Genomic DNA, 22,211 nt, shown 5'->3' on the forward strand with positions numbered 1-22,211 from the left:
CGCCCCCTGTGCCCGTGGCATGCCTGCCTCAGCCCTTGCGGACGGCGGGACGGGTGAAGTGCCAGGCCAGCAGCTGGCCGAGGCCGGCGCTGCCGACCATCGCGGCGGCGGCGCCGAAGGTCAGTTCGCGTGCACCGATGGCTTCCAGCAGGGCCATGGCCAGGGCCAGGCAGACCAGGCTGATGCCCCAGCGCAGCGCGCCCTGGCGGCGGCGCTCTTCTTCCAGCACCGCCAGCGAGCGGATCACTTCCTCCGGCACGTGCGGGGCCACCAGCTTGCTGCGCGCGCGGGCATCGGCAATGGCGTGGATCGCGTAGGCGATGCAGATGAAGAGGGTGATCGGGATCAGTTCCTGCATGGTCGGGCTCCTGTTCGGTGGATGATGCGGGTTCAGGAGAATGGATGCGCGACCACGGCAACCGGTTGCACTAGGTATCTGCCACCTCGTCGCTGGTGCCGGGCGTATCCACCGGGTCCGGGAAATAGGTCTCCACCTGAAACTCCAGACGCAGGTCCGCCATGAGTCGCAGCAGCTGCTGATCCAGCACAAAACCCGCCCATGCGGTCTTTCCAAAGATGCCGACACGCAGGCCGATCGCGGCCCCCTCCTGCAGCAGCTCCCTGATCACGTCGGCGCGTGCCCGTAGGAGATCGATCAAGGCCGGCCAGGCATCCATCAGCCAGCCGTCCTTGCCCCTCTCCAGTACGAACACCACGCGGGTCTCCGCATGCACCCTGATCAGGCTGCCGTCGCGATCCCTATATCCGGTCCCGACATCTCGGGAGAACGCGGGTTCCAGATCCAGCCGGGCGGCAATCCCGGCGCCGGCCTCTGTGGGGTGCTGCACGCCCAGAGAGATCCTGTAGTCGTAGCAGTACATATCGGTTCCATCCGAACGGAATGGCCATCATGCCGCACACGCCGCCGCAGCGACCCGGGCGGTGCTATTTTGCCGATTCCGCTGCCATGACCTGTGGCCCCTGCCCCGGGCCCTTGCGGCTGCTACGCTTGCCCGGTTTCCTCTTCTGGTGCCGTCCGCCCATGTCCCGAGTGCTGCCCCTGTCCCTCCTGCTGTCGGCCGTGCTGGCCGCACCGGCTGCGCATGCCGCGCCGACGCCGATCACCATCGAACAGGCCATGGCCGACCCGGACTGGATTGGTCCGCCGGTCGAGAAGGCCTGGTGGTCGTGGAACAGCCAGCAGGTGGAATACCAGCTCAAGCGCAACGGCAGCCCGGTGCGCGATACCTTCCGCCAGCCGGTGGCCGGTGGCGTGGCCGCACAGGTGGCCGATGACCAGCGTGGCACCCTGGACGTGGCCGAGCCGGTCTACGACCGCAGCCGCAGCCGCAGCGCCTTCGTCCGCAATGGCGACGTGTTCGTACGCGACCTGCGCAGTGGCGCGCTGACCCAGCTGACCCGCAGCAACGAGCGCGCGGGCAACGTGAACTTCGCTGCCGACAATGGCGTGATCTGGCGCGTCGGCCAGAACTGGTTCCACTGGACCGCCGCCAGCGGTGTGCAGCAGGTGGCCAGCCTGAAGGCCGAGAAGGATCCGCGTACGCCGCCGAAGGCCGACGTGCTGCGCGACCAGCAGCTGCGCACGCTGGAAACCCTGCGCCGCGACCGCGACCAGCGCGAAGCACTGAAGGACCAGGACCAGCGCTGGCGCCAGGCCGACCCGACCCGCGCACCGGGTCCGGTGTACCTGGGCACCGACGTGGAGATCGCCGACAGCGTGCTGTCGCCGGACCTGACCCACCTGATCGTGGTGACCAAGCCGAAGGACTTCGATGACGGCCGCGGCGGCAAGATGCCGCTGTACGTGACCGAGTCGGGCTACGAGGAAACCGAAGACACCCGCACCCGCGTCGGCCGTAACGGCTTCGAGCCGCACACCCTGTGGTACGTGGACGTGCGCACCGGCAAGGCCGAGAAGGTTTCGCCGGCCGGCCTGCCTGGCATCAGCACCGATCCGCTGGCCGAGCTGCGCCGCAAGGCCGGCAAGGACGCGCTGAAGGGCGAGCGCAGCCTGCAGGTGATGAGCGACTTCATGGGCGGTGGCATCCGCTGGAGCCCCGATGGCCAGCAGGCCGCGGTGATGCTGCGTGCCAACGACAACAAGGACCGCTGGATCATCAGCGTCAACGCTGCCGATGGCCGCGTGCAGAACCGCCATCGCTTGACCGACAACGGCTGGATCAACTGGGGCTTCAATGATTTCGGCTGGATGGCCGATGGCCGCACGCTGTGGCTGCTGTCGGAGGAATCGGGCTTCTCGCACCTGTACACCCAGGCCGGCACCGCCAAGCCGCAGGCACTGACCAGCGGCAAGTGGGAAACCTCGGCGCCGGTGCCGTCGGCCGATGGCAAGGGCTTCTACTTCCTGTGCAACCAGCAGGCCCCGCATGACTACGAAGTCTGCGCGGTCGATACCGGCAGCCGCCAGGTGCGCGAGCTGACCAGCCTCAACGGCGTGGAAGACTTTTCGCTGTCGCCGGACGGCCAGCAGCTGCTGGTGCGCTACTCCGGCGCCTACCTGCCGCCGCAGCTGGCCGTGCTGCCGAGCACCGGCGGCCAGGCCCGCGTGCTGACCGACACCCGCACCGCCGACTACAAGGCGCGCCAGTGGATCCAGCCGAAGCTGGTGGCAGTGCCGTCCAAGCATGGCGCCGGCGTGGTCTGGGCCAAGTACTACGAGCCCGAGCACAAGGAACCGGGCCGGAAGTACCCGATCGTGATGTTCGTGCACGGCGCCGGCTACCTGCAGAACGTGCACCAGCGCTACCCGGCCTACTTCCGCGAGCAGATGTTCCACAACCTGCTGGTGCAGAAGGGCTACATCGTGCTGGACATGGATTACCGCGGCAGCGAGGGCTACGGCCGCGACTGGCGTACGGCGATCTACCGCAACATGGGCCACCCGGAACTGGAAGACTACAAGGACGGCCTGGACTGGCTGGTCGATACCCAGCAGGGTGACCGCGATCATGCCGGCATCTACGGCGGTTCCTACGGCGGCTTCATGACCTTCATGGCGCTGTTCCGCTCGCCGGGTACGTTCAAGGCCGGCGCCGCGCTGCGCCCGGTGGTCGACTGGCACCAGTACAACCATGGCTACACCAGCAACATCCTCAACACCCCGGACATCGATCCGGAGGCGTACCGCGTGTCCTCGCCGATCGAGTACGCGCAGAACCTGCAGGACAACCTGCTGATCGCCCACGGCATGATGGATGACAACGTGTTCTTCCAGGACTCGGTGAACCTGACCCAGCGCCTGATAGAACTGCACAAGGACAACTGGTCGATCGCTCCGTACCCGCTGGAGCGCCACGGCTACGTCCGCGCCGATTCCTGGCTGGACCAGTACAAGCGCATCCTCAAGCTGTTCGAGCAGAACCTGAAGTGAGCAACGCCGCGGCCACGATCCACATCGTGGCCGCGGTCATCCTGGATGACCGCGGCCGGGCGCTGGTGGTGCGCAAGCACGGCGCTGACCATTTCATCCAGCCGGGCGGCAAACCCGAACCCGGCGAAACGCCACTGCAGGCGCTGGCCCGTGAGCTGGACGAGGAACTCGGCGTGCAGCTGTGCACCGATGCCTCCATCGCGCTGGGCACGTTCCAGGACTGGGCGGTGAACGAGCCTGGCCACCGCGTGCAGGCCCAGGCCTGGTGGGTGCAGGTGGACGGCATGCCACAGGCACGCGCGGAGATCGCTGAACTGGCCTGGGTGCCGCTGCAGCCACCGCACGGCCTGCCCTTGGCACCGCTGAGCGAACACCATATCCTGCCGGCCGTCGCCACCCGGGTGACGGCCCGCTGATCGCGCGGGCACCGATTGCAAGGACACCGGATGTCAGTGCCGCTCCCGCCGCCCTCGTTGCAGCCTTCGCCCTACCACGCGTGGATTCGGCCACTGGTCCAGGCCTCCTTCTGGCTGTCCGCGCTGCTGACCGGCTATTTCGCGCTGCAGGGTCTGCTGGTGTGGCCGCTGCACGACGCTCCACTCTGGCAGCTGCTGGCGGGTGAAGCACAGCATCGGCAGATGCACAGCCTGACCTGGCTGCTGGCGCACCCGGTGGGTGCCTCGATGATCACCGCACTGCTCTGCCTGGTCTCGGCCGTGGCCAGCTGGGGGCTGCTGCGCGAGCGCCGCTGGGGCCTGTGGTGCTTCGTGGTGATGCTGCTGGTGAGCGCACTGGCCAATTTCGCGATCACCTGGTGGTTGGACGTGTTCATGCGCGACATGATCGTGCTGCTCGCCGACGAGCCGGAGATGCAGCAATCGCTGCAGCCGCGTCGCTGGATGATGACCTTCACCCTGCTGGGCACTTCGGTGCTGTTCCTGGGCCTGCAGGGCTGGCTGGCCTGGCGCCTGTTGCGGCCCGACATCCGCTCGCGCTTCCACTGAGCCCCGTCCCCTTCTCGCACGACAAGGACCGTCGCATGCGCTTGCTGACTCTTTTCCCTGCCCTGTTGCTGTTCGCCGCGCTGCCTGCCAGTGCCGATGCGCTGCGCTGCGGCGAGTACCGCAGCGTCGATGACGGCATGGCACTGGTGTTCACCACCCCCAGCAGCGGCTACCGCGACAACGGCATCGGTGAGCCGGAGCCGCTGTGGGTCGATCGCAGTGCGGCACAGACGCGTCTGGTCATGCTCGACGATGGCGTGGCGGAGCCGATCCGGATCAGCGCCGATGGGCGGCGCATCGAGGACGACGTGCTCGTGGTCTATACCCTGCGCCAGCCCAGGGCCTGCGCTGTCGAGCCCAGCGCTGTGGCCGGCAGCTGCCGCGCTGCTGGCAGTTACTGCATGGTGCAGCTGCCAACGGCCTCGCCCGGCCAGGCCCGGCGCGCCTGCGACGAGGGTGTGGGCGCCGGTTGCTCGGCGCTGCTGCAGCAGAGACTCGAAAGCAACACCGCGGCAGCGACCGATGGCGCCGGCAGTGCGCACTTCGAGCGCCCGCCAGCCTGCCGCGAGCACGCCCCCACCCACGATCCTCAGGTCTGCGAAGCGCTGACCGACGATGATCTGGCTGCCGCCATGCGACGGGTTGATCAGCGCCTGGAACAGGCCGAGAAGGCACCGAAGGGACCGCCGTTGCCCCTGGCGGCGCTGCAACAGCTGCAGCAGCTGTGCCTGCAACACCGTGGTGGCCGCTTCTGCGTCGAAGTAGCCGCGCAACAGTTGGACGCGCTGCAACCTGCGTTGGCGGTGCAGGCCCTGCAGGTGGTCTGCGATGCTGGACGCGTCAGTGCCTGCGAACGTACCGCACCGCTGCGTGAACTCGGCGCCGACCTGCACCTGGTGGCGCTCCAACATGTGCCGTGTGGCCGCTACCAGGCCGACGGTGGCCAGTTCGACAGTTTCGACTTCGGCGACGGCACGCAGGCCCGCCTGCACGAAGGCGCCGTCCAGCTACAACAGAACGGCGAAACGTTCGTGCTGCGCCAGCTCGGCAACGGCGACCTGCTCGGCATGGACAACCAGACGGCCTACCAGCGTTACCAGCCCGTGCCAGGCACGGCACAATGCATGCCCCCGCGCCAGGGCCGTGGTTCGCCGTAGCGCCTGGAGTTTCCCGTTCGATCGTCAAGGAGACGACATGCATTCACCCGCACCGCGCCGCCGCTGGCTGGCCTGGGCGCTGCTGCTGGCCGCGCCGATGGCCTCCGCACAGTCACTGCAATGCGGCCTGTTCAAGGCCGATGAAGGCAGCAGCACGCTGCGCATCAGCTCACCCAACCGTGGCGAGCAGAAGCACTTCGGCAGTGCGCCGTCTCCGGTCGTGTTCCAGCAGATCGACGGGAAGCTGCAACTGGTGAATCTGGAGTACGGCCTGCCCAGTGCGCTGCAGGTTCGCGATCGTGGCCGCACGGTCGAGGTGGATGGCACGGTCTACCTCCTGCAGACCCCCGCACAGTGCGCCGCAGCGGCCATACCGGCTGAAGGCAGCTGCCTGGCCGATGCGACGGCGTGCCTGGACAACCGTCGCGAAGCGACCCCGGCCGCCCTGGAAGCGGGGTGTCGCGAGGGCGTGCCCGGCATGTGCCTGCAACTGGCTGATCGTTGGCACGAGGAGGCTAAACCCACGGTCGAGGCCGATCCCGCCCTGGCAAAGGCAGCGCTCGACGCGGCCCTGTCGGGCATCAAACTCCCCGCCGCCTGTGACGATGGCGGCTTCGAACAGGGAACCCCGGCGTGTGCGGCCGCACTCGAGGCCGACCCCGCAGTGCAGGAGCAGCTGGTCAAGGCCGCGATGACGGCCGCCATGACCGAAGCCATGGTGACGATGGCTGGCCCGGACTCACCGGTGATCATGCCTGTACAGCGACGCCAGCAACTGCTGCAACTGTGCCGGGAGACAGCGCAGGCCGGCTTCTGCGAGCGCGTGGCCGAACTGTCCTGGGAGTCGGGAGATCACCTGCAGGCGGTGCAGGCCCTGGCGGCGGCCTGCACCGCCGGCAACGAGCGCTCCGTCTGTGAGCGTCTGCCCGCACTGCAGGCGGTGGTCGCATCGCTGCGACCGCAGCCCGCGACTGCATTGCCCTGCGGCAATTACCGGTCCGACGGCGGCCTGATGGACACGCTGGACTTCGGCGATGCCGGCCTGGTCGGTGTGGGCTGGAGCAGCCATCTTCGCGCACGCGTCGAAGCGGGCGACATCCGCATCCGCCACGACCGGGGCGGCGACTTCGTGCTGCGCCCGCTGCCTGGCGGCCAACTGCTGGGCCTGGATACCTGGACCCGTTTCCAGGTGTTCGTCCCCACCGGCGAGGGCCCGACCCGGTGCAGTGCACCAAAGCAGTTCAAGGTGCTGCCACTGCCGCAGGATTGCCCGCTGGCGCTGGCCAACGAGGGCGGTGCCGAAGCCTGCTGCTCGCAGGGCAAGCTGCAGGGCTGCAACATTCTCGGCAACCGCCTTGCGCTGTCCGGGAACTGGCTGCAGGCCGCCGAGCACTACACCACGGTCTGCCGCGCCGGCGTACGCGAAGGGTGCGAGAACCTGGTGACCGCGCAGGGCAACGGCGCGGAACTGGACGCACGGGCAACCCTGGAGCAGCTGTGCAAGGCCGACCGTAGTGGCCTGCATGTGGCCTGCGACGTGCTCGGCACCCAGAACTGGGAGCTGATCACGCTGGGCGGTGCTCTGCAGAAGGCGGTTGACGAGGCAGCCGAGGACGACGCTCCGGCGCCGCGCAACTCCAACCGCAAGCGCTGAGCCCGCCAGGGCCTGCCCGCAGCTTTGGGCAGGCCCTGCGGTAAAGTACGCGCCATGAACGAATTCGAGCGCGTGCGCGCCTACCTCACCGACCTGCAGGACCGCATCTGTGCGGCGATCGAGGCCGTCGATGGCCGGGCCCGCTTCCAGGAAGACCTGTGGCAGCGTGCCGAGGGCGGTGGCGGACGTACCCGCGTACTGCGTGATGGCGCGGTGTTCGAGCAGGCCGGCATCGGCTTCTCCGACGTGGCCGGCAGCCGCCTGCCGCCGTCGGCCTCGGCCAACCGTCCGGAACTGGCCGGCGCCTCCTGGCGTGCCACCGGGGTGTCGCTGGTGTTCCACCCGCTCAACCCCTGCGTGCCGACCACCCATGCCAACGTGCGCTTCTTCCAGGCGCAGCGCGATGGCGAAGTGGTGGCCAGCTGGTTCGGCGGCGGCTTCGACCTGACCCCGTTCTATCCGTTCGACGAGGACGTGCAGCACTGGCACCGGGTCGCGCGCGACCTGTGCGCCCCGTTCGGCGATGAGCGCTATGCCGCGCACAAGCGCTGGTGCGACGAGTACTTCTTCCTGCGCCACCGCAATGAAACGCGCGGCGTCGGCGGCCTGTTCTTCGACGACCTGCACGGCGACTTCGAGCGCGATTTCGACTACCTGCGCGCGGTCGGCGATGGTTTCCTGGATGCCTACCTGCCGATCGTGCAGCAGCGCAAGGACACCCCCTACGGCGAGCGCGAGCGCGAGTTCCAGCTCTACCGTCGCGGCCGCTATGTGGAGTTCAACCTGGTCTATGACCGCGGCACGCTGTTCGGTCTGCAGAGCGGTGGCCGCAGCGAAAGCATCCTGATGAGCCTGCCGCCGCGGGTGCGTTGGGAGTACGGCTTCAGTCCGGAAGCGGGCAGCGCCGAGGCACGCCTGGCCGATTACCTGGTGCCGCGCGACTGGCTCTGATCTTCCAGCGCTACGCCTGAGGCGTGGTGCTTTCCCCTACCTGGTCCGTCCTGTATCGGACCGGTCGTGTTTTTCTTCTTCAAGGATGACGTCATGCCTGCTGCTGTTCCCCTCCGTCCCCGCGCTGCGGGCTGGCGCTTCCTGCTGTCGCTCGCACTGGCCTCGGCCAGCCTTCCGGCGGCCGCGCAGTCGATGGCCTGCGGCACCTACAAGGACAGCGGCGGCACTATCACGCTGACCATCGAGAGCGAAGGCCACGCCTTCCTGTCCGGCCCCTACCAGGCCACCGAGGAACTGCGCATCGCCCGCCAGGAAGACGTGCTCGGCACCGGCAACCTGTCCACGGGACGCCTGGAAAACTGGTTCTTCTCGGACAACGACCGCACGATCAACACGCCCTACCGCGAGTTCACCCGTGATCACGCCGCCGCCTGCAAGACGATGCCCGAGCCCATCGAAGATGGTTGCGTGATGAACACCTCCGAGTGCCTGGAGGCGCTGCCGGAGGCCGCACCGGTGAAGCTGCACGCGTGGTGTGCCGAGGGCGTGGGCGCGGCCTGCACGCAGCTGCTGGAGACCTACCAGCAGCAGGCCAAGGACGCAGCGCCGGAAACGTCCGAACCGCCGATGCCCGAGATCTGCAAGGAGGAGTCACCGTCGTTCGACGCCGAGGGCTGCACCGCAGTGGCCAGGAAGATCGCTTCGGAAATGATGGGCAAGGCCCTGCTCGGCCTGCAGCATTCGGTGGATGCGCCGCTGCCGCCCGCACAGCTGGATGAGCTGACCGAGCTGTGCCGCGTGCAACAGGGCGAAACATTCTGCGCCGACGTCGCCGAAGCCTTGTGGAGCGGTGGCCGCCTGCAGCAGGCCCGCGATGCGCTGCAGCGTTCCTGTGCTCAGCGCGCGGATGCCCCGGCCTGCGGGCCTGCCAAGGACCTTGCCGTTCTTGCCAGCGCCTCCGCGTCCGCGCTCACGTCAGTGCCAGCCACCGCGATGCCCTGTGGCAGCTTTGAAGCCGAGCGCAGCGTGCTGTCGCAGCTGCGCTTCCTCGAGGATGGCGTGGTCGAGGCCGGAGGCCGCGAACAGCCACTGCGTGCGAGCCTGCGCGAAGGCCGCATCCTCATCCATCGCGATATCGGCAGCGACTTCGTGCTGCAACTGCTGCAGAACGGCAACCTGGTCGGCATCGACAGCGGCAACCGTTTCGCCTATTACGAGCGCAAGCCTGCTGCGGGCAACGCCCGCTGCACGCCATGAACGATGCCGCGTAGCGCCGAGCCCATGTTCGGCTGAAACCCAGTGCAGCCGAGCATGGCTCGGCTCTACAAGTCAGGTGCTCTTCCTGGGGATGATGGTGATGTGCCCGTTGATCTCCAGCAGGGCCAGCTCGACATCTTCCACGCCAAGGCAGCCCTGCTGGCGCATGGCGGCCTCGAAATCCGAGCGGGTGACCTGTTCCCGCCGCAGAACGGCGTCGAACAGGCGGCCATCGCGTGCGATCACCACCGGTTCTCCTTCTACCAGGCGTTCAACCCGCCGGCTGCGGGTACTCACCCAACCCACTCCGTAGTTGAGCAGGATCAGGGTCGCCGCCAGCAGCAGGCCGCCGCCCAGCGAGGTATCGGTGCCCAGCAGCGCGTTCTGCACCGCGTTGCCCAGCAGCACCACCAGCAGCACGTCGAACGGGGTGATCTGCCCCAGCGGGCGCTTGCCACTGAGCCGGACCATGCCCAGCACCACGACATACACCGCCACCGCGCGCAGGATGAACTCCCACCACGGCATCGCCAGTGCGAACAGGTCGGGCATTGTCTTCCCCTGCGGATCGGTGGTCCAGCCTAGCATCCGGGGTCAGATCCCTTTGCCCGATCGGCAAAGGGATCTGACCCCATCCGAGGTTGTGACAGCACAAATAAAAAGCCCCGCTGACCAGGGGGAGGTCAACGGGGCCGGGGAACGGGCACTTGGGGAGGAGTCCCCGTTCCGAGATCTGCTCCAGGGGATGGGAGAGATCCACAACAGGCGTTGCGCCTGTCGAGAGTTATAGAAGCACTCCGAACACTAACGGTTCGTGAAGGGGCCCAATTTAATGAACTTCCATCAGGGCAACATTCATGATCGAGTCAGAAAGCTCCGACGGATGAACGAATTCACGTCGTTTTCGGCCTGAAATGCACTCAGTGGGCTTCGTCCCAGTTGTTACCGACACCGGTATCGACCACCAACGGCACCCGCAGTTTGGCCGCTTGCGACATGCGCTCGACCACCTGCAAACGCAAGTCTTCAACGAAACTGCTTTCGGTTTCGAACACCAGTTCATCGTGCACCTGCAGGATCATCCGTGCCGGTGCGCCGCTGTCACGCAACCACTGGTCCACATCCACCATCGCGCGCTTGATGATGTCGGCGGCGGTGCCCTGCATCGGTGCGTTGATCGCAGCGCGCTCGGCACCGGCGCGCAAGCCCTGGTTGCGGGCATGAATGTCGTTCAGGTACAGGCGGCGGCCGAACAGGGTTTCCACGTAGCCCTGGTCGCGGGCCTGCTGGCGCATCCGCTCCATGAAGTCGCGAACGCCCGGGTAGCGACTGAAGTACAGCGCCACATAGTCCTGCGCCTGGCCACGGTCGATGCCCAGGTTGCGGGCCAGGCCGAAGGCGCTCATGCCGTACATCAGGCCGAAGTTGATCGCCTTGGCCGCGCGGCGTTCGTTCGGGGTCACTTCCTCCAGCGTGCGGCCGAACACCTCGGCGGCGGTGGCGCGGTGCACGTCGGCGCCCTGTTCGAAGGCACGCACCAGGCCCGGGTCCTCGGACAGATGCGCCATGATCCGCAGCTCGATCTGCGAATAGTCGGCCGCCAGCAGCTGGAAGCCCTCCGGGGCGATGAACGCGCGGCGGATGCGGCGGCCATCCTCGGTGCGGATCGGGATGTTCTGCAGGTTCGGGTCCGAGGAGGACAGGCGGCCGGTGGCGGCACCGGACTGGTGGTAGCTGGTATGCACCCGGCCGGTGTCCGGGTTGACCATCTCCGGCAGCTTGTCGGTGTAGGTGCTGCGCAGCTTGGCCAGGCCCCGGTAGTCCAGGATCACCCGCGGCAGCTCGTGCTGGTCGGCAATCGCCTCCAGCGCCTCTTCATTGGTGCTGGGCTGGCCCTTCGGGGTCTTCACCACCGCCGGCAGCTTCAGCTCGTCGAACAGCACCGCCTGCAGCTGCTTGGGCGAATCCAGGTTGAAGCTGCGGCCGGCCAGCTCGGTGGCCTTCTGCTGCGCGGCCAGCATGCGCGAGGACAGGTCCTGGCTCTGCCGGCGCAGTTCGTCGGTGTCGATCCGCACGCCATTGGCTTCGATCGTGGTCAGCACCGGCACCAGCGGCATCTCGATGTCGCGGTACACGCTGTCCAGCGCCGGCTCGGCCAGCAGCTGCGGCTGCAGCGCGCGGTGCAGGCGCAGGGTGACGTCGGCGTCCTCGGCCGCATAGCGGCTGGCTTCGTCGATGCCCACCTGCGAGAACGGAATCTGCTTGGCGCCCTTGCCGGCCACGTCCTCGAACTTGATGGTGCTGTAGCCCAGGTAACGCAGGGCCAGCGAATCCATGTCGTGGCGGGTGGCGGTGGAGTTGAGCACGAAGCTCTCGAGCATGGTGTCGTCGTGGTAGCCCTGCACGTCCACGCCGTGGCGGCGCAGCACATGCAGGTCGTACTTGCCATGCTGGCCCAGCTTTTTCTTTGCCGGGTCCTGCAGCACCGGGCGCAGCGCATCCAGCACCTGCTGCATCGGCAGCTGCGCCGGCGCGCCCGGGTAATCGTGGCCGACCGGAATATAGGCGGCCTTGCCCGGCTCGACCGCCAGGCTGACGCCGACCAGGCGCGCGCGCATCGCGTCCAGCGCATCGGTTTCGGTATCGAAGCTGATCAGATCGGCCTGCTGCAGGCGCTCGACCCAGGCCTGCAGCTGCTCGCTGGTCAGCACGGTCTCGTATTCACCTGGCGCGGCCAGCGCCGGATCCAGCGTGCCAGCAGCGGGGGCCTCGGCGCTGCCACGGGCGAAGCCGGCGGCGGTACCGCGCAGGCTCGGGGTAGCTTCGCTGGCCACCGCGGGCGCCGGCAGTGGCGCACCCAGCTCCTTCAGCGCCTGGGTGAAGCCATAGCGCGTGTACAGCTCGGTCAGCACCGGTACGTCCTGCTCACGCAGGGCAAGCGTGGTCGGGCTGGCGTCCAGCTCCACGTCGGTGCGGATGGTCACCAGCTCGCGGTTCAGCGGCAGCCGCTCCAGCGCGGCGCGCAGGTTCTCGCCGATCTTGCCCTTCATGGTCGGCGCGGCTGCCATCACGCCGTCCAGGTGCTGGTACTCGGCCAGCCACTTGGCGGCGGTCTTCGGCCCGCATTTCTCCACGCCCGGCACGTTGTCGACGGTGTCGCCCATCAGCGCCAGCAGGTCGATGATCTGGTCGGCGCGCACGCCGAACTTGTCCATCACCGCCGCATCCGAATCCATGCGGCTGCCGGTCATGGTGTTGACCAGTTCGATGCCCGGGCGCACCAGCTGGGCGAAATCCTTGTCGCCGGTGGAGATGGTCACCTTCAGGTCCTGCGCCAGGCCCTGCAGCGCCAGCGTGCCGATCACATCGTCGGCCTCCACGCCGGGAATGCGCAGGATGCTGATGCCCAGCGCCTCGACGATGCGGCACATCGGTTCGACCTGGCTGCGCAGCTCATCGGGCATCGGCGGGCGGTTGGCCTTGTACTGCTCGTACAGGTCGTCGCGGAAGGTCTTGCCGGGCGCATCGACCACGAACGCCACGTAGGCCGGGCGCTCCTTCAGCGTCGAGCGCAGCATGTTGACCACGCCGAACAGCGCGCCGGTGGGTTCACCCTGTGCATTGGACAGGGGCGGCAGCGCGTGGAACGCGCGGTACAGGTAACTGGACCCGTCGATCAGGACTAATCTGCTCATGGGTCGATTCTACGCGCCCGTGCCTGCACCGCGGCGACACGGCACGTACGCGGCGATGGGGCATAATCGAGGCTCTTTCCAGGCAAAGGAACCCCACCCATGAAGACTCTGATGCTGGCCTCCCTGCTCCTGTTGGCCGGCTGCGCCAGCATGGGTGGCGCGGGCGCTCCCCCGGTCGACGTCAAGGGCGCGGATGTGTCCAAGCGCACCATGGACAACGGCGATGTCATCGAGGAATACCGCGTGTCCGGCCAGCTGCGCATGGTCAAGGTGACCCCGTCGCGCGGTGCGCCGTTCTACATGTACGACAAGAACGGCGATGGCCGCATGGACAACGACAAGGACGGCGTTTCGCCGGTGTACTGGAAGCTCTACAGCTGGTGATCTGACAGGGTCGGATCCCTTTCCGCAGGAAAGGGCTCTGCCCCATCGGGCGACGCCCCTCCACGCAGGGCGTGGGTCTATTCGGTGCGGCCCACCACCCGTCCCACTTCGTCCATGCCACCCGGCGCCAGGTCACGCAGCAGGGCGAGGAAGTCGCCACCGACCAGGCGACGCGCCCGCTGCAGCAGCAGGGGTACCGGGCTGGACGGTTCGCAGCGCGCGTAGTACTCGCAGATCTCGTCCAGCCGCCGGCGCACATCGTCGGCGCTTTCGATGCGTTGGCTGCGGCTTGAGACCGGACCTGCGCTGTCGCTGTCCTGTGACGCGTCATGTTCCTCGTCGCCCGCACCGGCCTGGCTGCCGCTGCGTGCCTGCCAGCGCGGTTGCAGGTAGCGATCCAGCGTGGCCAGATCGTCCAGAAGCGGTTTCAGGTCCGGAGCCGCCGGTCCCAGCTGTTCACCCAGCAACTGATCGATCGCACGTGCCGCCTGCAGCGACTGCCGCGCAGCCTCGGTGCTGGCCGCCAGCATCTCCAGCGGGCAATCCAGGCAGCAGGCGTCGATCTCCTCCAGGCCCGGCGAAGGCGGGGACTCTGCCGCCCCCTTCAACGTGCCTTCGGCCAGACGCAGCTCACGCAGGGCGAAGCGCCCCAGCCGCGGCGACTGCACGAAGGGCAGCACGCGCAGGCGACCAAGTGCCCCCAGCGGATCGGCCAGCGCCAGCACCGCGTTGACCCGGGCAGTCGGGTCGTCATCGTCTTCCGCATCCAGCTGCGGATGCACCCCGGCCCAATGCTGCTGCAGCAGGCCCTGCACCAGGCGCAGGCCATCGGCCCAACCCGCCCAGCCCTGCTGCCGGCTCCATGCCGTGGCCAGATGCACCGCCACCCGCAGGTCGCGGGTGCGCTGCAGCAGTGCCAGCGCCTGCTCGCCGACCCGGTCCCAGTCGGGTTCTTCAGCGGCCAGCACACTGTCGCCGACGACCCGCTCGGCGCGCGCCGCCGCCGCCTGGTCCAGGGCCAGGAAGGCCGGATCGTATTCGAGGTTGTCACCACAGGCGCTGCCCTCGGGCAGTGCCGCACACAGGCGGTCGAGCAGGTCGTTGCGGTCCATCAGAGCCTCCACGGCCAGTGGCCAGGCAGGGTGGGATTCACTGCGCGCACTCCGCGTCCGGGTCACCGCTGTCACAGGCCACGGTCTGGTCGGCCGGCAGGCGGATGCCGGGCTGGACGATGCCGAACGCGCGGTACTGGGCACTCAATGCGCCCATGTCGACATAGGCAACCCGCGGCAGCACGCTGCCCTGGGTCCGCGCGCCAACGATCGCCGTGGGCAGGTTGAGGCCGCCGCCCACCACCAGCGGCAGTCCATCCGTACCGATGCCATAGAAGTACGCCGGTGGGCGGCCGATGAAGTCCACCACGTGGCTGCTGCCGGCGCTGGTCAGATAGATCGGCAAGGGCTGGGTGCCGATGCTGCCGCTGGACCACCAGTGGCTGGCACCGGCCAGCACCGGCGTGGTGCCCAGCTGGCGGATGTCACCGCCCTGCACCTTCAGGTAGAACCCACTATTGCCCGCATCGACACTGAATGCGCTGCCGTTGAGCGAGGCAAGGGCCAGGGTACCGGCGTTGGTCAGGCTGAAGCCTGCGGGCGACTGGAAATCGCCGAGGGTACCGATGGCATTGGCCACGAACTGCGAGGCGTCGCCCAGCATCGTCGGCCCGGCGGCGCGTCCGCTGAGCTGATCAGCCAGCAGGCGTCCACCAGCACCGGCACGGATCGCGCCGGACGACTGCAGGCGCAGCTGGCCCGCCTGCACACTGCCATTGAGCTGCAGATCACCACCATGCACGTCGAGCAGGCCCTGCGCGCCAGCCTGCACATTGCCGGTCACCTGCAGCCCTTGCGTGGTCCGCAGCTCCAGGCCTTGGCTGCTGAAGTCACCGAGCGTGGCGATACGGTTGTCGCCGCGCAGGCTGGCCTTGCCGCCGGCGCTGCCCTGCAGGCGCTGTGCGGCCAGCACACCACCGCTCTGGGTCAGCGCGCCACCGCTGCCGAGCTGCAGTTCCCCCGCAGCCAGCACGTCCTGGCCGAGCTGCAGGTCCTGGCCGCTGCGCAGGGTGATGTTGTTTCCACGCAACGCCGCCGGCAACTGCAATGCGCCGCCGGCCAGCAGCTGCAGGTCACCGCCGCCGGTATCGATCACGCCGGTGGGCAGGTTCAGCGAGCCTCCTGCCTGCAGGCGAACTGCGGCGCTGCGGTTGTCGAGCGAACCGATGCGCAGGTCGCCCGCACTGGCCAGATCGATACCCACGCCAGCCAGCGACACCACGCCACGCAGCTCGTTGCCAGCCGATCCCAGTGCAATCGACGCATCACTGCGCAGGTCGGTGCTGCCATCCACGCGCAGCGTGCCGTCCTGATCGATGCCGTTGCTACCCGTGGCCTGCAGGTTGCCACCCACATGTGTCGTGCCGAAGTGCAGCTGCTGGCCCTGCAGCGTCACATTGCCGGCAACGTCGGCCGCGGACAGGGTCAGGCGTTCTGCACTGCGCGCGACCAGGCTGCCTGCCGTCACACCCTGCAGCTGCAGGGCGCCATCGCTGGCCAATGCCACCTGCTGGCCCTGCACGGCCACGGCATCACCGAAACGGTTGCCCGCCGCCTGCAGGTCGATGTCACCGCCGGCACTCAGGCGGGTCGTGCCCGCCACTTGCACGGCACCCTGCTGGCGGATGTCGCCGGCGCTGGCCAGCGACAACGTGCCGCCCGCGTTGACGCTGCCCAGCAGCAGCGTGTCGGCGGCCACGTTGATATCACCACCGGACAGGTTGAGCGCGCCACCGAAGCGGTTGCCGGCGTTGCCGAGGGCGATGCGCCCGTTGCCTGCGTTGACCTGCACCACACCCGCAGCCTGCACGCTGCCGCCCACGCCGTTGGGCGCAGCGATCTGCACGATGTCCGCATTGCTGCTGGACAGGGTCAGTGAACCACCGCTGCGCAGGTCACCACCCAGCCGCACGCCATCGCGGCCTGTCAGCGTGACGTTGTTGCCGGCCAGCAACGCATTGGCCTGCAACACCCCGCCATCGGCGAGCAGGGCCAGGTTGCCGGTACCGGCATCGATGGCAGAGGTGGGCAGTTGCAGTCCTCCGCCCGCATGCAGGCGTATATCGGATTGCCCGGCGTTGTTCAGACGATCAATCTGCAGATCGCCCGCGGCGCGCAGATCGACACCCTTTCCGTCGAGTCCGACCGCACCTGTGAACCGGTTGTCAGCACGATCCAGCACGATGGCGCCCTGCGTGCGGATATCGCTGCGGCCGCCGACCTGGACTGCCGCCTGCTGGGAAACACCGGCGCTGCCAGCGCGTGCATCCAGATTGCCGCTGGCGGACACCCTGTCCAGCAGCAGACCGCCGCTGGTGGTGACAGCCACGTTGCCACCGTCCAGTCCCACGCTGCCGTCGAAACGATTGCCGGCCTGGTCCAGGGTGATGTCCGAACCCGCCTGGAAGCGGCTGTTGCCTGCCACCTGCAGCGCAGCAGACTGGGTGATCGCTCCGGTGCTGTTCACCTGCAGTGTTCCCTGCACGGAGGTGGTCCCGAGCCGCACGCCGTTACCCGCCAGCACGGCATCGCGCGCCGCCTGCAGCTGCTGGATATCCAGTGCCGTGCTGCTGGACAGGGTGATGTCACGGCCCTGTACCTGCAGTGCGCTGCCCAGTTGATTACCGGTTCCGTCCAGCACGATATCGGTGCTGGCTGTCAGCTGGCTGTTGTTGCCGATCGCCAGGCTCCCACTTCCCTGGCGGATCGCACCCGCGTGTGCGGTCGCCAACAGCGTGCCGCCGATGGTGGCTCCATCCAGCAGCAGGGAGGCCCCTTCGATCGTGGCATTGCCCGCGATGCCGGCGGCGCCCAGGCTCAAGTGGCCACCGCTGCGCGCGATCAGGCTGTCCGCCGTCACCCCCTGAAGCTGCAGGGGGTCGGTGCTGGCCAACGTCACCTGCCGGCCCTGCACGGCCACGGCATCACCGAAACGGTTGCCCGCCGCCTGCAGGTCGATGTCACCACCGGCACTCAGGCGGGTCGTGCCCGCCACCTGCACGGCACCCTGCTGGCGGATGTCGCCGTCGCTGACCAGCGACAACGTGCCGCCCGCGTTGACGCTGCCCAGCAGCAGCGTATCGGCGGCCACGTTGATATCACCACCGGACAGGTTGAGCACGCCACCGAAACGGTTGCCGGCGTTGCCCAGGGCGATGCGTCCGTTGCCTGCGTTGACCTGCACCGCACCCGCAGCCTGCACGCTGCCGCCCACGCCGTTGGGCGCAGCGATCTGCACGATGTCCGCATTGCTGCTGGACAGGGTCAGTGAACCACCGCTGCGCAGGTCACCACCCAGCCGCACGCCATCGCGGCCTGTCAGCGTGACGTTGTTGCCGGCCAGCAACGCATTGGCCTGCAACACCCCGCCATCGGCGAGCAGGGCCAGGTTGCCGGTACCGGCATCGATGGCAGAGGTGGGCAGTTGCAGTCCTCCGCCCGCATGCAGGCGTATATCGGATTGCCCGGCGTTGTTCAGACGATCAATCTGCAGATCGCCCGCGGCGCGCAGATCGACACCCTTTCCGTCGAGTCCGACCGCACCTGTGAACCGGTTGTCAGCACGATCCAGCACGATGGCGCCCTGCGTGCGGATATCGCTGCGGCCGCCGACCTGGACTGCCGCCTGCTGGGAAACACCGGCGCTGCCAGCGCGTGCATCCAGATTACCGCTGGCGGACACCCTGTCCAGCAGCAGACCGCCGCTGGTGGTGACAGCCACGTTGCCACCGTCCAGTCCCACGCTGCCGTCGAAACGATTGCCGGCCTGGTCCAGGGTGATGTCCGAACCCGCCTGGAAGCGGCTGTTGCCTGCCACCTGCAGCGCAGCAGACTGGGTGATCGCACCGGTGCTGTTCACCTGCAGTGTTCCCTGCACGGAGGTGGTCCCGAGCCGCACGTCGTTACCCGCCAGCACGGCATCGCGCGCAGCCTGCAGCTGCTGGATATCCAGTGCCGTGCTGCTGGACAGGGTGATGTCACGGCCCTGTACCTGCAGTGCGCTGCCCAGTTGATTACCGGTTCCGTCCAGCACGATATCGGTGCTGGCTGTCAGCTGGCTGTTGTTGCCGATCGCCAGGCTCCCACTTCCCTGGCGGATGTCGCCCGCGCTCGCGGTAGCCAGCAGGGCTCCGCCAATGCTCACCTGGTCGAACAGCAGGGACGTACCGTCAAGGACCGCAGCGCCGGCAACATTGGCATTGGCCAACGACAGCGCCCCCGCACTGCCCGCATCCAGTGCCGCAGCCGTCACCCCATCCAGTGCCAGGCCCGGCTGCGCGCGGATCCGCACCTGGTTGCCGCTCAACGCGACCTTGCCGGCAAAGGTGTTGGCCGTTGTATCCAGCATCAGGTTGCCACTGCTGCCGGCACTGAAGCTGGCATCGCCGCCGACAGTGAGCGTACCGCCCTGGGTGAACCCGGTGGTGCTGCTGACGTCAAGCCGGCCACTGGTGCGGATCGCCTGCGCGATCACGCTTGCCCCCTTGAGTTCGAGATTGGCCAGCCCCGCGCCGGGCGTGGTACCCGCACCGGACTGCAGTTCAAGCGCGCCGTGCGCGTTGAGCGCCAGGCTGCTGCGGCCATCGCTGCTGCCGTCGATACGACCCGCCAGCAGGTTGCCGTTGTTGCTGCGAACGCTGAACAACCGGGGGGTGTTCGAAACCAGGTTGACGTTGCCCAGCCGGATCGCGCCGTCGGCCGTGATGTTGCCGCCGAGCTGGAGCGGACCCGCACCACTGATGTCGAGACTGGCGAGCGCCTGATTGCCGCCCACGTCATCGGCAAACACCACGTTGAGCCCGCGCGCGAGCGTCAGTGCGTACCCACCATCGATGCGCCCCCGGAAGTTGATCTGGCCAAGCTGGCTGTCCAGCACGCTGTCGCGGGTCAGTACCACATTGCCCAGGAAGTACTGCAGGCCGATGCTCCTGCCGCTGGCGGGAAGCTGCACGACATCCGCCGTCGCCAACAGGCTGTCCACATCGAAATCGGAGAAGGCCAGCGTGCCCGCAGCGGAGATGTAGCTGCCGCGACCCTTCAGTGACACCTCACCGCCAAACCGGTTGACCGGCTGGCCCAAGCCGTTCGCCCTGTCGAGGTTGATGGGACCGCCGGCGTCGATGCGGGTGGTACCCCCGATGTTCAGCGCGCTGCCGCTGGCCTGCTGCAGTCCGCCAGTGAGATGCAGCCCGAGGCTGCCCTGCAGCGAAGTACTACCCAGCAGCAGGTCGCCTGCGCGAAGTTCGGCGTTCCCGCCCTGCAGCGCGACTTCACCGCTGAAGCGGTTGCCTGCATCAGTCAGTGTGATGTCTCCCTGGCTGCTGAACCGGGACAGGCCATCGACCTGGTAACTGCCGGTCTGGAGCAGATTGAGCCGGGAGTCGATGCCGAGGTTGCCCTTGCTGACGATGCCGCGGCCGCTGAAGATCAGTCCGCTGATGTCGACATCGGCGGCACTGATGTTGCCGTTGACCTGGATCCGGTTGCCGGTGCTGATCGTCAGGTTGTAGCCACTGCCGATGTTGCTGGAAATGCCATCGGTGGTGATGACGCCATCATTGGTGCTGACCAGCTGCGTGTTGCCGTCCAGCCGGATGTCGCCCTGCAGCAGCATCTCGCGTCTGCTGGCAATGCGACTGCCCAGGGTGATGGTATCGGCACTGGCGTACAGGCGATCCACCGGTCCGGTGGCGCCCACTGCGCCGGCGAGCGTGAGCTGGCGCGCGCTCAGGCTCAAATCGCCACCGTCACCGTCGACCGCCCCGCCCAGCGTCATGTTTCCACCCAGCGAAGTCAGGCGGCGCGATCCGTATACCTGCAACGGACCGGTGAACGCGAGCATGCCAAGGGTGGTGACGTCGCCGGACAAGCGCGCACCGCTGCCGGTGGCGACATTCAATCCCTGCAATGCAGTGCTGCCACCAATGGCGCCCAGGAAGGTGGTCACTCCGCTGGCGGCGACACCCAGGTAGTAGCTGCCATCAACCGTGCCGTCGAACCGGATCGTTCCGCCCTGCAGCGTCGAGTTGCCCTGGAGTGTCACTGCGGACCGATAGGCCTGGTCACCGGACGTGGTGATCGTGCCGCTCAGGCCAAGGCTGCCGCCCTGCACATCCAGGCTGCGCGCATCGATATCGCCCAGGTTCAGTGCACCGATGCCGACCAGACTGACATCGGCTCCTTTCGCGCTGACCCGGTTGCCGAAACTGTTGCCGGCATGGGTCAGGGTGATGTTGCCCGTAGCTGCGTCGAGCGTGGTATTGCCACCTACCGACAGCGCCCCGCTGTTCGCCAGGCTGGTCGAGGTGGCCAGGGTCAGGTCGGTACCGACATGGCCGCCAACGCGGCTGATGGCATTGCTCGCCTGTCCCAGGGTCACTCGGCCCTGCGTGTCCAGTTGCAGCGCGCCCTCCAGCGAACCCGCGGTCTGGGTGATGTTGTTCGCGTCGATTCCGATCGAGTCTGCCTTGATCGAGCCTGACAGCACCACGTCGCCGTTGATGCCGCCATTCAAGTTCACGGTCGTGGCGTCGATGCTGCCGCCGGTCATCTGGATGGCGACCGGCCCCCCCATGACAGCCGATCCCACCGTGGACATCGCGTTGGCCGTGATGATGGCATCGTTGATCGCCACCGGTGCGGAACTGCGGATGGTGAGGCTGCCGTCAGCGCCATCAATCGCATTGGCGATGATCGTGCCACCCGCGTTGATACCGGTGGAGGAAAGACCAGGTCCCATCAGCGCCGTCATGCTGATGTTGCGTGCACTGAGGGTACCGACGTTGCTGATACCGGTTCCTGCCATGCCACTCGCTGCGGTGGTGACGAACGCCAGGCTTGGCATGCCAGCCGATGACACGCCGGTCACCGCGGTGACCGCACTGGCCGCCGCCAGATCGATATTGCCGAGCGGTGCCGCGATGTAGCCGTTGTTGAACACCGAACCGCCGACCAGGCTGATGCCTCCGGCCGTCGCCGTCAGCGTGCCTCCCAGGTTGCTGACCGCGGCATTGGTCCCTGTGCCGCCCAATTCGAAACTGGGCGGCAACACACCACCATCCAGCGGAATCCCCTGTGCGCCGGGCATCAGGGTGCTGGCCAGCAACCCGCCCACGTTGACGCTGGCAGTGCCGGTGAACGTAATGCCCGCCGGATTGAGCAGGAATACCTGCCCGTTGGACAGCAGCTGGCCGCTGATGATGCTGGCGGACGGGCCGGTAACCAGATTGATCGCCGTCGACCTCGAGCCCGCCTGATCGAATCTGACCGTGTTGCCGGAGCCGATGCTGAAGCTGCTCCACTGGAACAACGCAGCCTGGCTCTGCTGGGTGACCGTCATGGTGTTGCCATTGACGTTGATGATTCCCGAGCCCGACGTAATGGTGCCGTTCTGTGGCAGGGTCTGCGCCGTGGCCTGCAGGCTGCCGGTCAGCAGCAGCGCCGCGGTCAGGGGTGCCAGCCACAAGGCGGCGCGCGATCGCCCCGGGACACAGCGACGCGGCCCGCGTGCGAACTCCGCAGCAACCTGCACCTGGCCCAGCGAAGGATTGAAGACGAGTCGGTAGATACGGTTCATGGTCGCTCC

The 22,211-nt window shown here is 67.6% G+C and carries 14 protein-coding genes; 8 read left to right on the forward strand and 6 right to left on the reverse strand.

Going from position 1 to position 22,211, the window contains the following annotated elements:
* Window positions 1-28: 28 nt before the first annotated feature.
* A complete protein-coding gene (locus SriyCCGPB3_RS20825; protein WP_350259679.1) occupies window positions 29-358 on the reverse strand; it encodes a hypothetical protein in 330 nt (109 codons plus the stop codon).
* 70 nt (window positions 359-428) lie between these two features.
* Window positions 429-881, reverse strand: a complete 453-nt coding sequence (locus SriyCCGPB3_RS20830; protein ID WP_350259680.1) for a hypothetical protein — start codon at window positions 879-881, stop codon at window positions 429-431.
* Between the two features lie 161 nt (window positions 882-1,042).
* Here SriyCCGPB3_RS20830 and SriyCCGPB3_RS20835 point away from each other — a divergent pair, with 161 nt between their 5' ends.
* From SriyCCGPB3_RS20835 to SriyCCGPB3_RS20865, 7 genes are all read left to right on the forward strand, one after another.
* Window positions 1,043-3,412, forward strand: a complete 2,370-nt coding sequence (locus SriyCCGPB3_RS20835; protein ID WP_350259681.1) for a S9 family peptidase — start codon at window positions 1,043-1,045, stop codon at window positions 3,410-3,412.
* Complete coding sequence (locus SriyCCGPB3_RS20840) at window positions 3,409-3,828, forward strand: NUDIX hydrolase (RefSeq protein ID WP_032129187.1); 420 nt, start codon at window positions 3,409-3,411, stop codon at window positions 3,826-3,828. Before SriyCCGPB3_RS20835 ends, SriyCCGPB3_RS20840 begins: the two co-directional genes overlap by 4 nt.
* Before the next feature lie 30 nt (window positions 3,829-3,858).
* The gene (locus tag SriyCCGPB3_RS20845; protein ID WP_110714133.1) at window positions 3,859-4,416 is read left to right on the forward strand and encodes a hypothetical protein; all 558 of its coding nucleotides are present in this window, start codon (window positions 3,859-3,861) and stop codon (window positions 4,414-4,416) included.
* A 35-nt stretch (window positions 4,417-4,451) separates the two neighbouring features.
* A complete protein-coding gene (locus SriyCCGPB3_RS20850; protein WP_350259682.1) occupies window positions 4,452-5,573 on the forward strand; it encodes a hypothetical protein in 1,122 nt (373 codons plus the stop codon).
* Window positions 5,574-5,610: 37 nt separating this feature from the next.
* On the forward strand, window positions 5,611-7,227 hold the full coding sequence (locus tag SriyCCGPB3_RS20855; RefSeq protein WP_350259683.1) for a hypothetical protein: 1,617 nt from the start codon (window positions 5,611-5,613) through the stop codon (window positions 7,225-7,227).
* 54 nt (window positions 7,228-7,281) lie between these two features.
* Entirely contained in the window at window positions 7,282-8,178 is an 897-nt protein-coding gene (gene hemF / locus SriyCCGPB3_RS20860) for an oxygen-dependent coproporphyrinogen oxidase (RefSeq protein WP_248858458.1), read from the forward strand.
* A 93-nt stretch (window positions 8,179-8,271) separates the two neighbouring features.
* Window positions 8,272-9,435: a hypothetical protein gene (locus SriyCCGPB3_RS20865; protein ID WP_350259684.1), complete on the forward strand. Its 1,164-nt coding sequence runs from the start codon at window positions 8,272-8,274 to the stop codon at window positions 9,433-9,435.
* A 72-nt stretch (window positions 9,436-9,507) separates the two neighbouring features.
* On the opposite strand, the gene SriyCCGPB3_RS20870 is transcribed toward SriyCCGPB3_RS20865, so the two are convergent.
* Window positions 9,508-9,987 carry a DUF421 domain-containing protein gene (locus tag SriyCCGPB3_RS20870; protein WP_164162192.1) on the reverse strand — a complete coding sequence of 160 codons (480 nt, stop codon included), beginning with the start codon at window positions 9,985-9,987 and terminating at the stop codon, window positions 9,508-9,510.
* A 368-nt stretch (window positions 9,988-10,355) separates the two neighbouring features.
* Window positions 10,356-13,130: a DNA polymerase I gene (gene polA / locus SriyCCGPB3_RS20875; RefSeq protein ID WP_180859396.1), complete on the reverse strand. Its 2,775-nt coding sequence runs from the start codon at window positions 13,128-13,130 to the stop codon at window positions 10,356-10,358.
* Window positions 13,131-13,229: 99 nt separating this feature from the next.
* Here polA and SriyCCGPB3_RS20880 point away from each other — a divergent pair, with 99 nt between their 5' ends.
* Window positions 13,230-13,514 carry a DUF2782 domain-containing protein gene (locus SriyCCGPB3_RS20880; RefSeq protein ID WP_110714140.1) on the forward strand — a complete coding sequence of 95 codons (285 nt, stop codon included), beginning with the start codon at window positions 13,230-13,232 and terminating at the stop codon, window positions 13,512-13,514.
* A 77-nt stretch (window positions 13,515-13,591) separates the two neighbouring features.
* Here the strand turns inward: SriyCCGPB3_RS20880 and tssA are convergent, their stop codons facing one another.
* Window positions 13,592-14,626, reverse strand: coding sequence for a type VI secretion system protein TssA (gene tssA / locus SriyCCGPB3_RS20885; protein WP_180854157.1), 1,035 nt, complete (start codon window positions 14,624-14,626; stop codon window positions 13,592-13,594).
* Between the two features lie 37 nt (window positions 14,627-14,663).
* The gene (locus SriyCCGPB3_RS20890) at window positions 14,664-22,202 is read right to left on the reverse strand and encodes a filamentous hemagglutinin N-terminal domain-containing protein (protein ID WP_350259685.1); all 7,539 of its coding nucleotides are present in this window, start codon (window positions 22,200-22,202) and stop codon (window positions 14,664-14,666) included.
* Window positions 22,203-22,211 lie beyond the last annotated feature (9 nt).

Source organism: Stenotrophomonas riyadhensis, assembly GCF_040256885.1.
GTDB lineage: Bacteria > Pseudomonadota > Gammaproteobacteria > Xanthomonadales > Xanthomonadaceae > Stenotrophomonas > Stenotrophomonas riyadhensis.

Bases quoted from the DNA above. Each gene is read 5' to 3' on its own strand.
- polA (WP_180859396.1), bottom strand. From the start codon at position 13,130: ATGAGCAGATTAGTCCTGATCGACGGGTCCAGTTACCTGTACCGCGCG.
- SriyCCGPB3_RS20890 (WP_350259685.1), bottom strand. From the start codon at position 22,202: ATGAACCGTATCTACCGACTCGTCTTCAATCCTTCGCTGGGCCAGGTG.
- SriyCCGPB3_RS20865 (WP_350259684.1), top strand. From the start codon at position 8,272: ATGCCTGCTGCTGTTCCCCTCCGTCCCCGCGCTGCGGGCTGGCGCTTC.
- SriyCCGPB3_RS20880 (WP_110714140.1), top strand. From the start codon at position 13,230: ATGAAGACTCTGATGCTGGCCTCCCTGCTCCTGTTGGCCGGCTGCGCC.
- SriyCCGPB3_RS20855 (WP_350259683.1), top strand. From the start codon at position 5,611: ATGCATTCACCCGCACCGCGCCGCCGCTGGCTGGCCTGGGCGCTGCTG.
- SriyCCGPB3_RS20850 (WP_350259682.1), top strand. From the start codon at position 4,452: ATGCGCTTGCTGACTCTTTTCCCTGCCCTGTTGCTGTTCGCCGCGCTG.
- SriyCCGPB3_RS20830 (WP_350259680.1), bottom strand. From the start codon at position 881: ATGTACTGCTACGACTACAGGATCTCTCTGGGCGTGCAGCACCCCACA.
- SriyCCGPB3_RS20870 (WP_164162192.1), bottom strand. From the start codon at position 9,987: ATGCCCGACCTGTTCGCACTGGCGATGCCGTGGTGGGAGTTCATCCTG.
- tssA (WP_180854157.1), bottom strand. From the start codon at position 14,626: ATGGACCGCAACGACCTGCTCGACCGCCTGTGTGCGGCACTGCCCGAG.
- SriyCCGPB3_RS20845 (WP_110714133.1), top strand. From the start codon at position 3,859: ATGTCAGTGCCGCTCCCGCCGCCCTCGTTGCAGCCTTCGCCCTACCAC.
- SriyCCGPB3_RS20835 (WP_350259681.1), top strand. From the start codon at position 1,043: ATGTCCCGAGTGCTGCCCCTGTCCCTCCTGCTGTCGGCCGTGCTGGCC.
- hemF (WP_248858458.1), top strand. From the start codon at position 7,282: ATGAACGAATTCGAGCGCGTGCGCGCCTACCTCACCGACCTGCAGGAC.
- SriyCCGPB3_RS20825 (WP_350259679.1), bottom strand. From the start codon at position 358: ATGCAGGAACTGATCCCGATCACCCTCTTCATCTGCATCGCCTACGCG.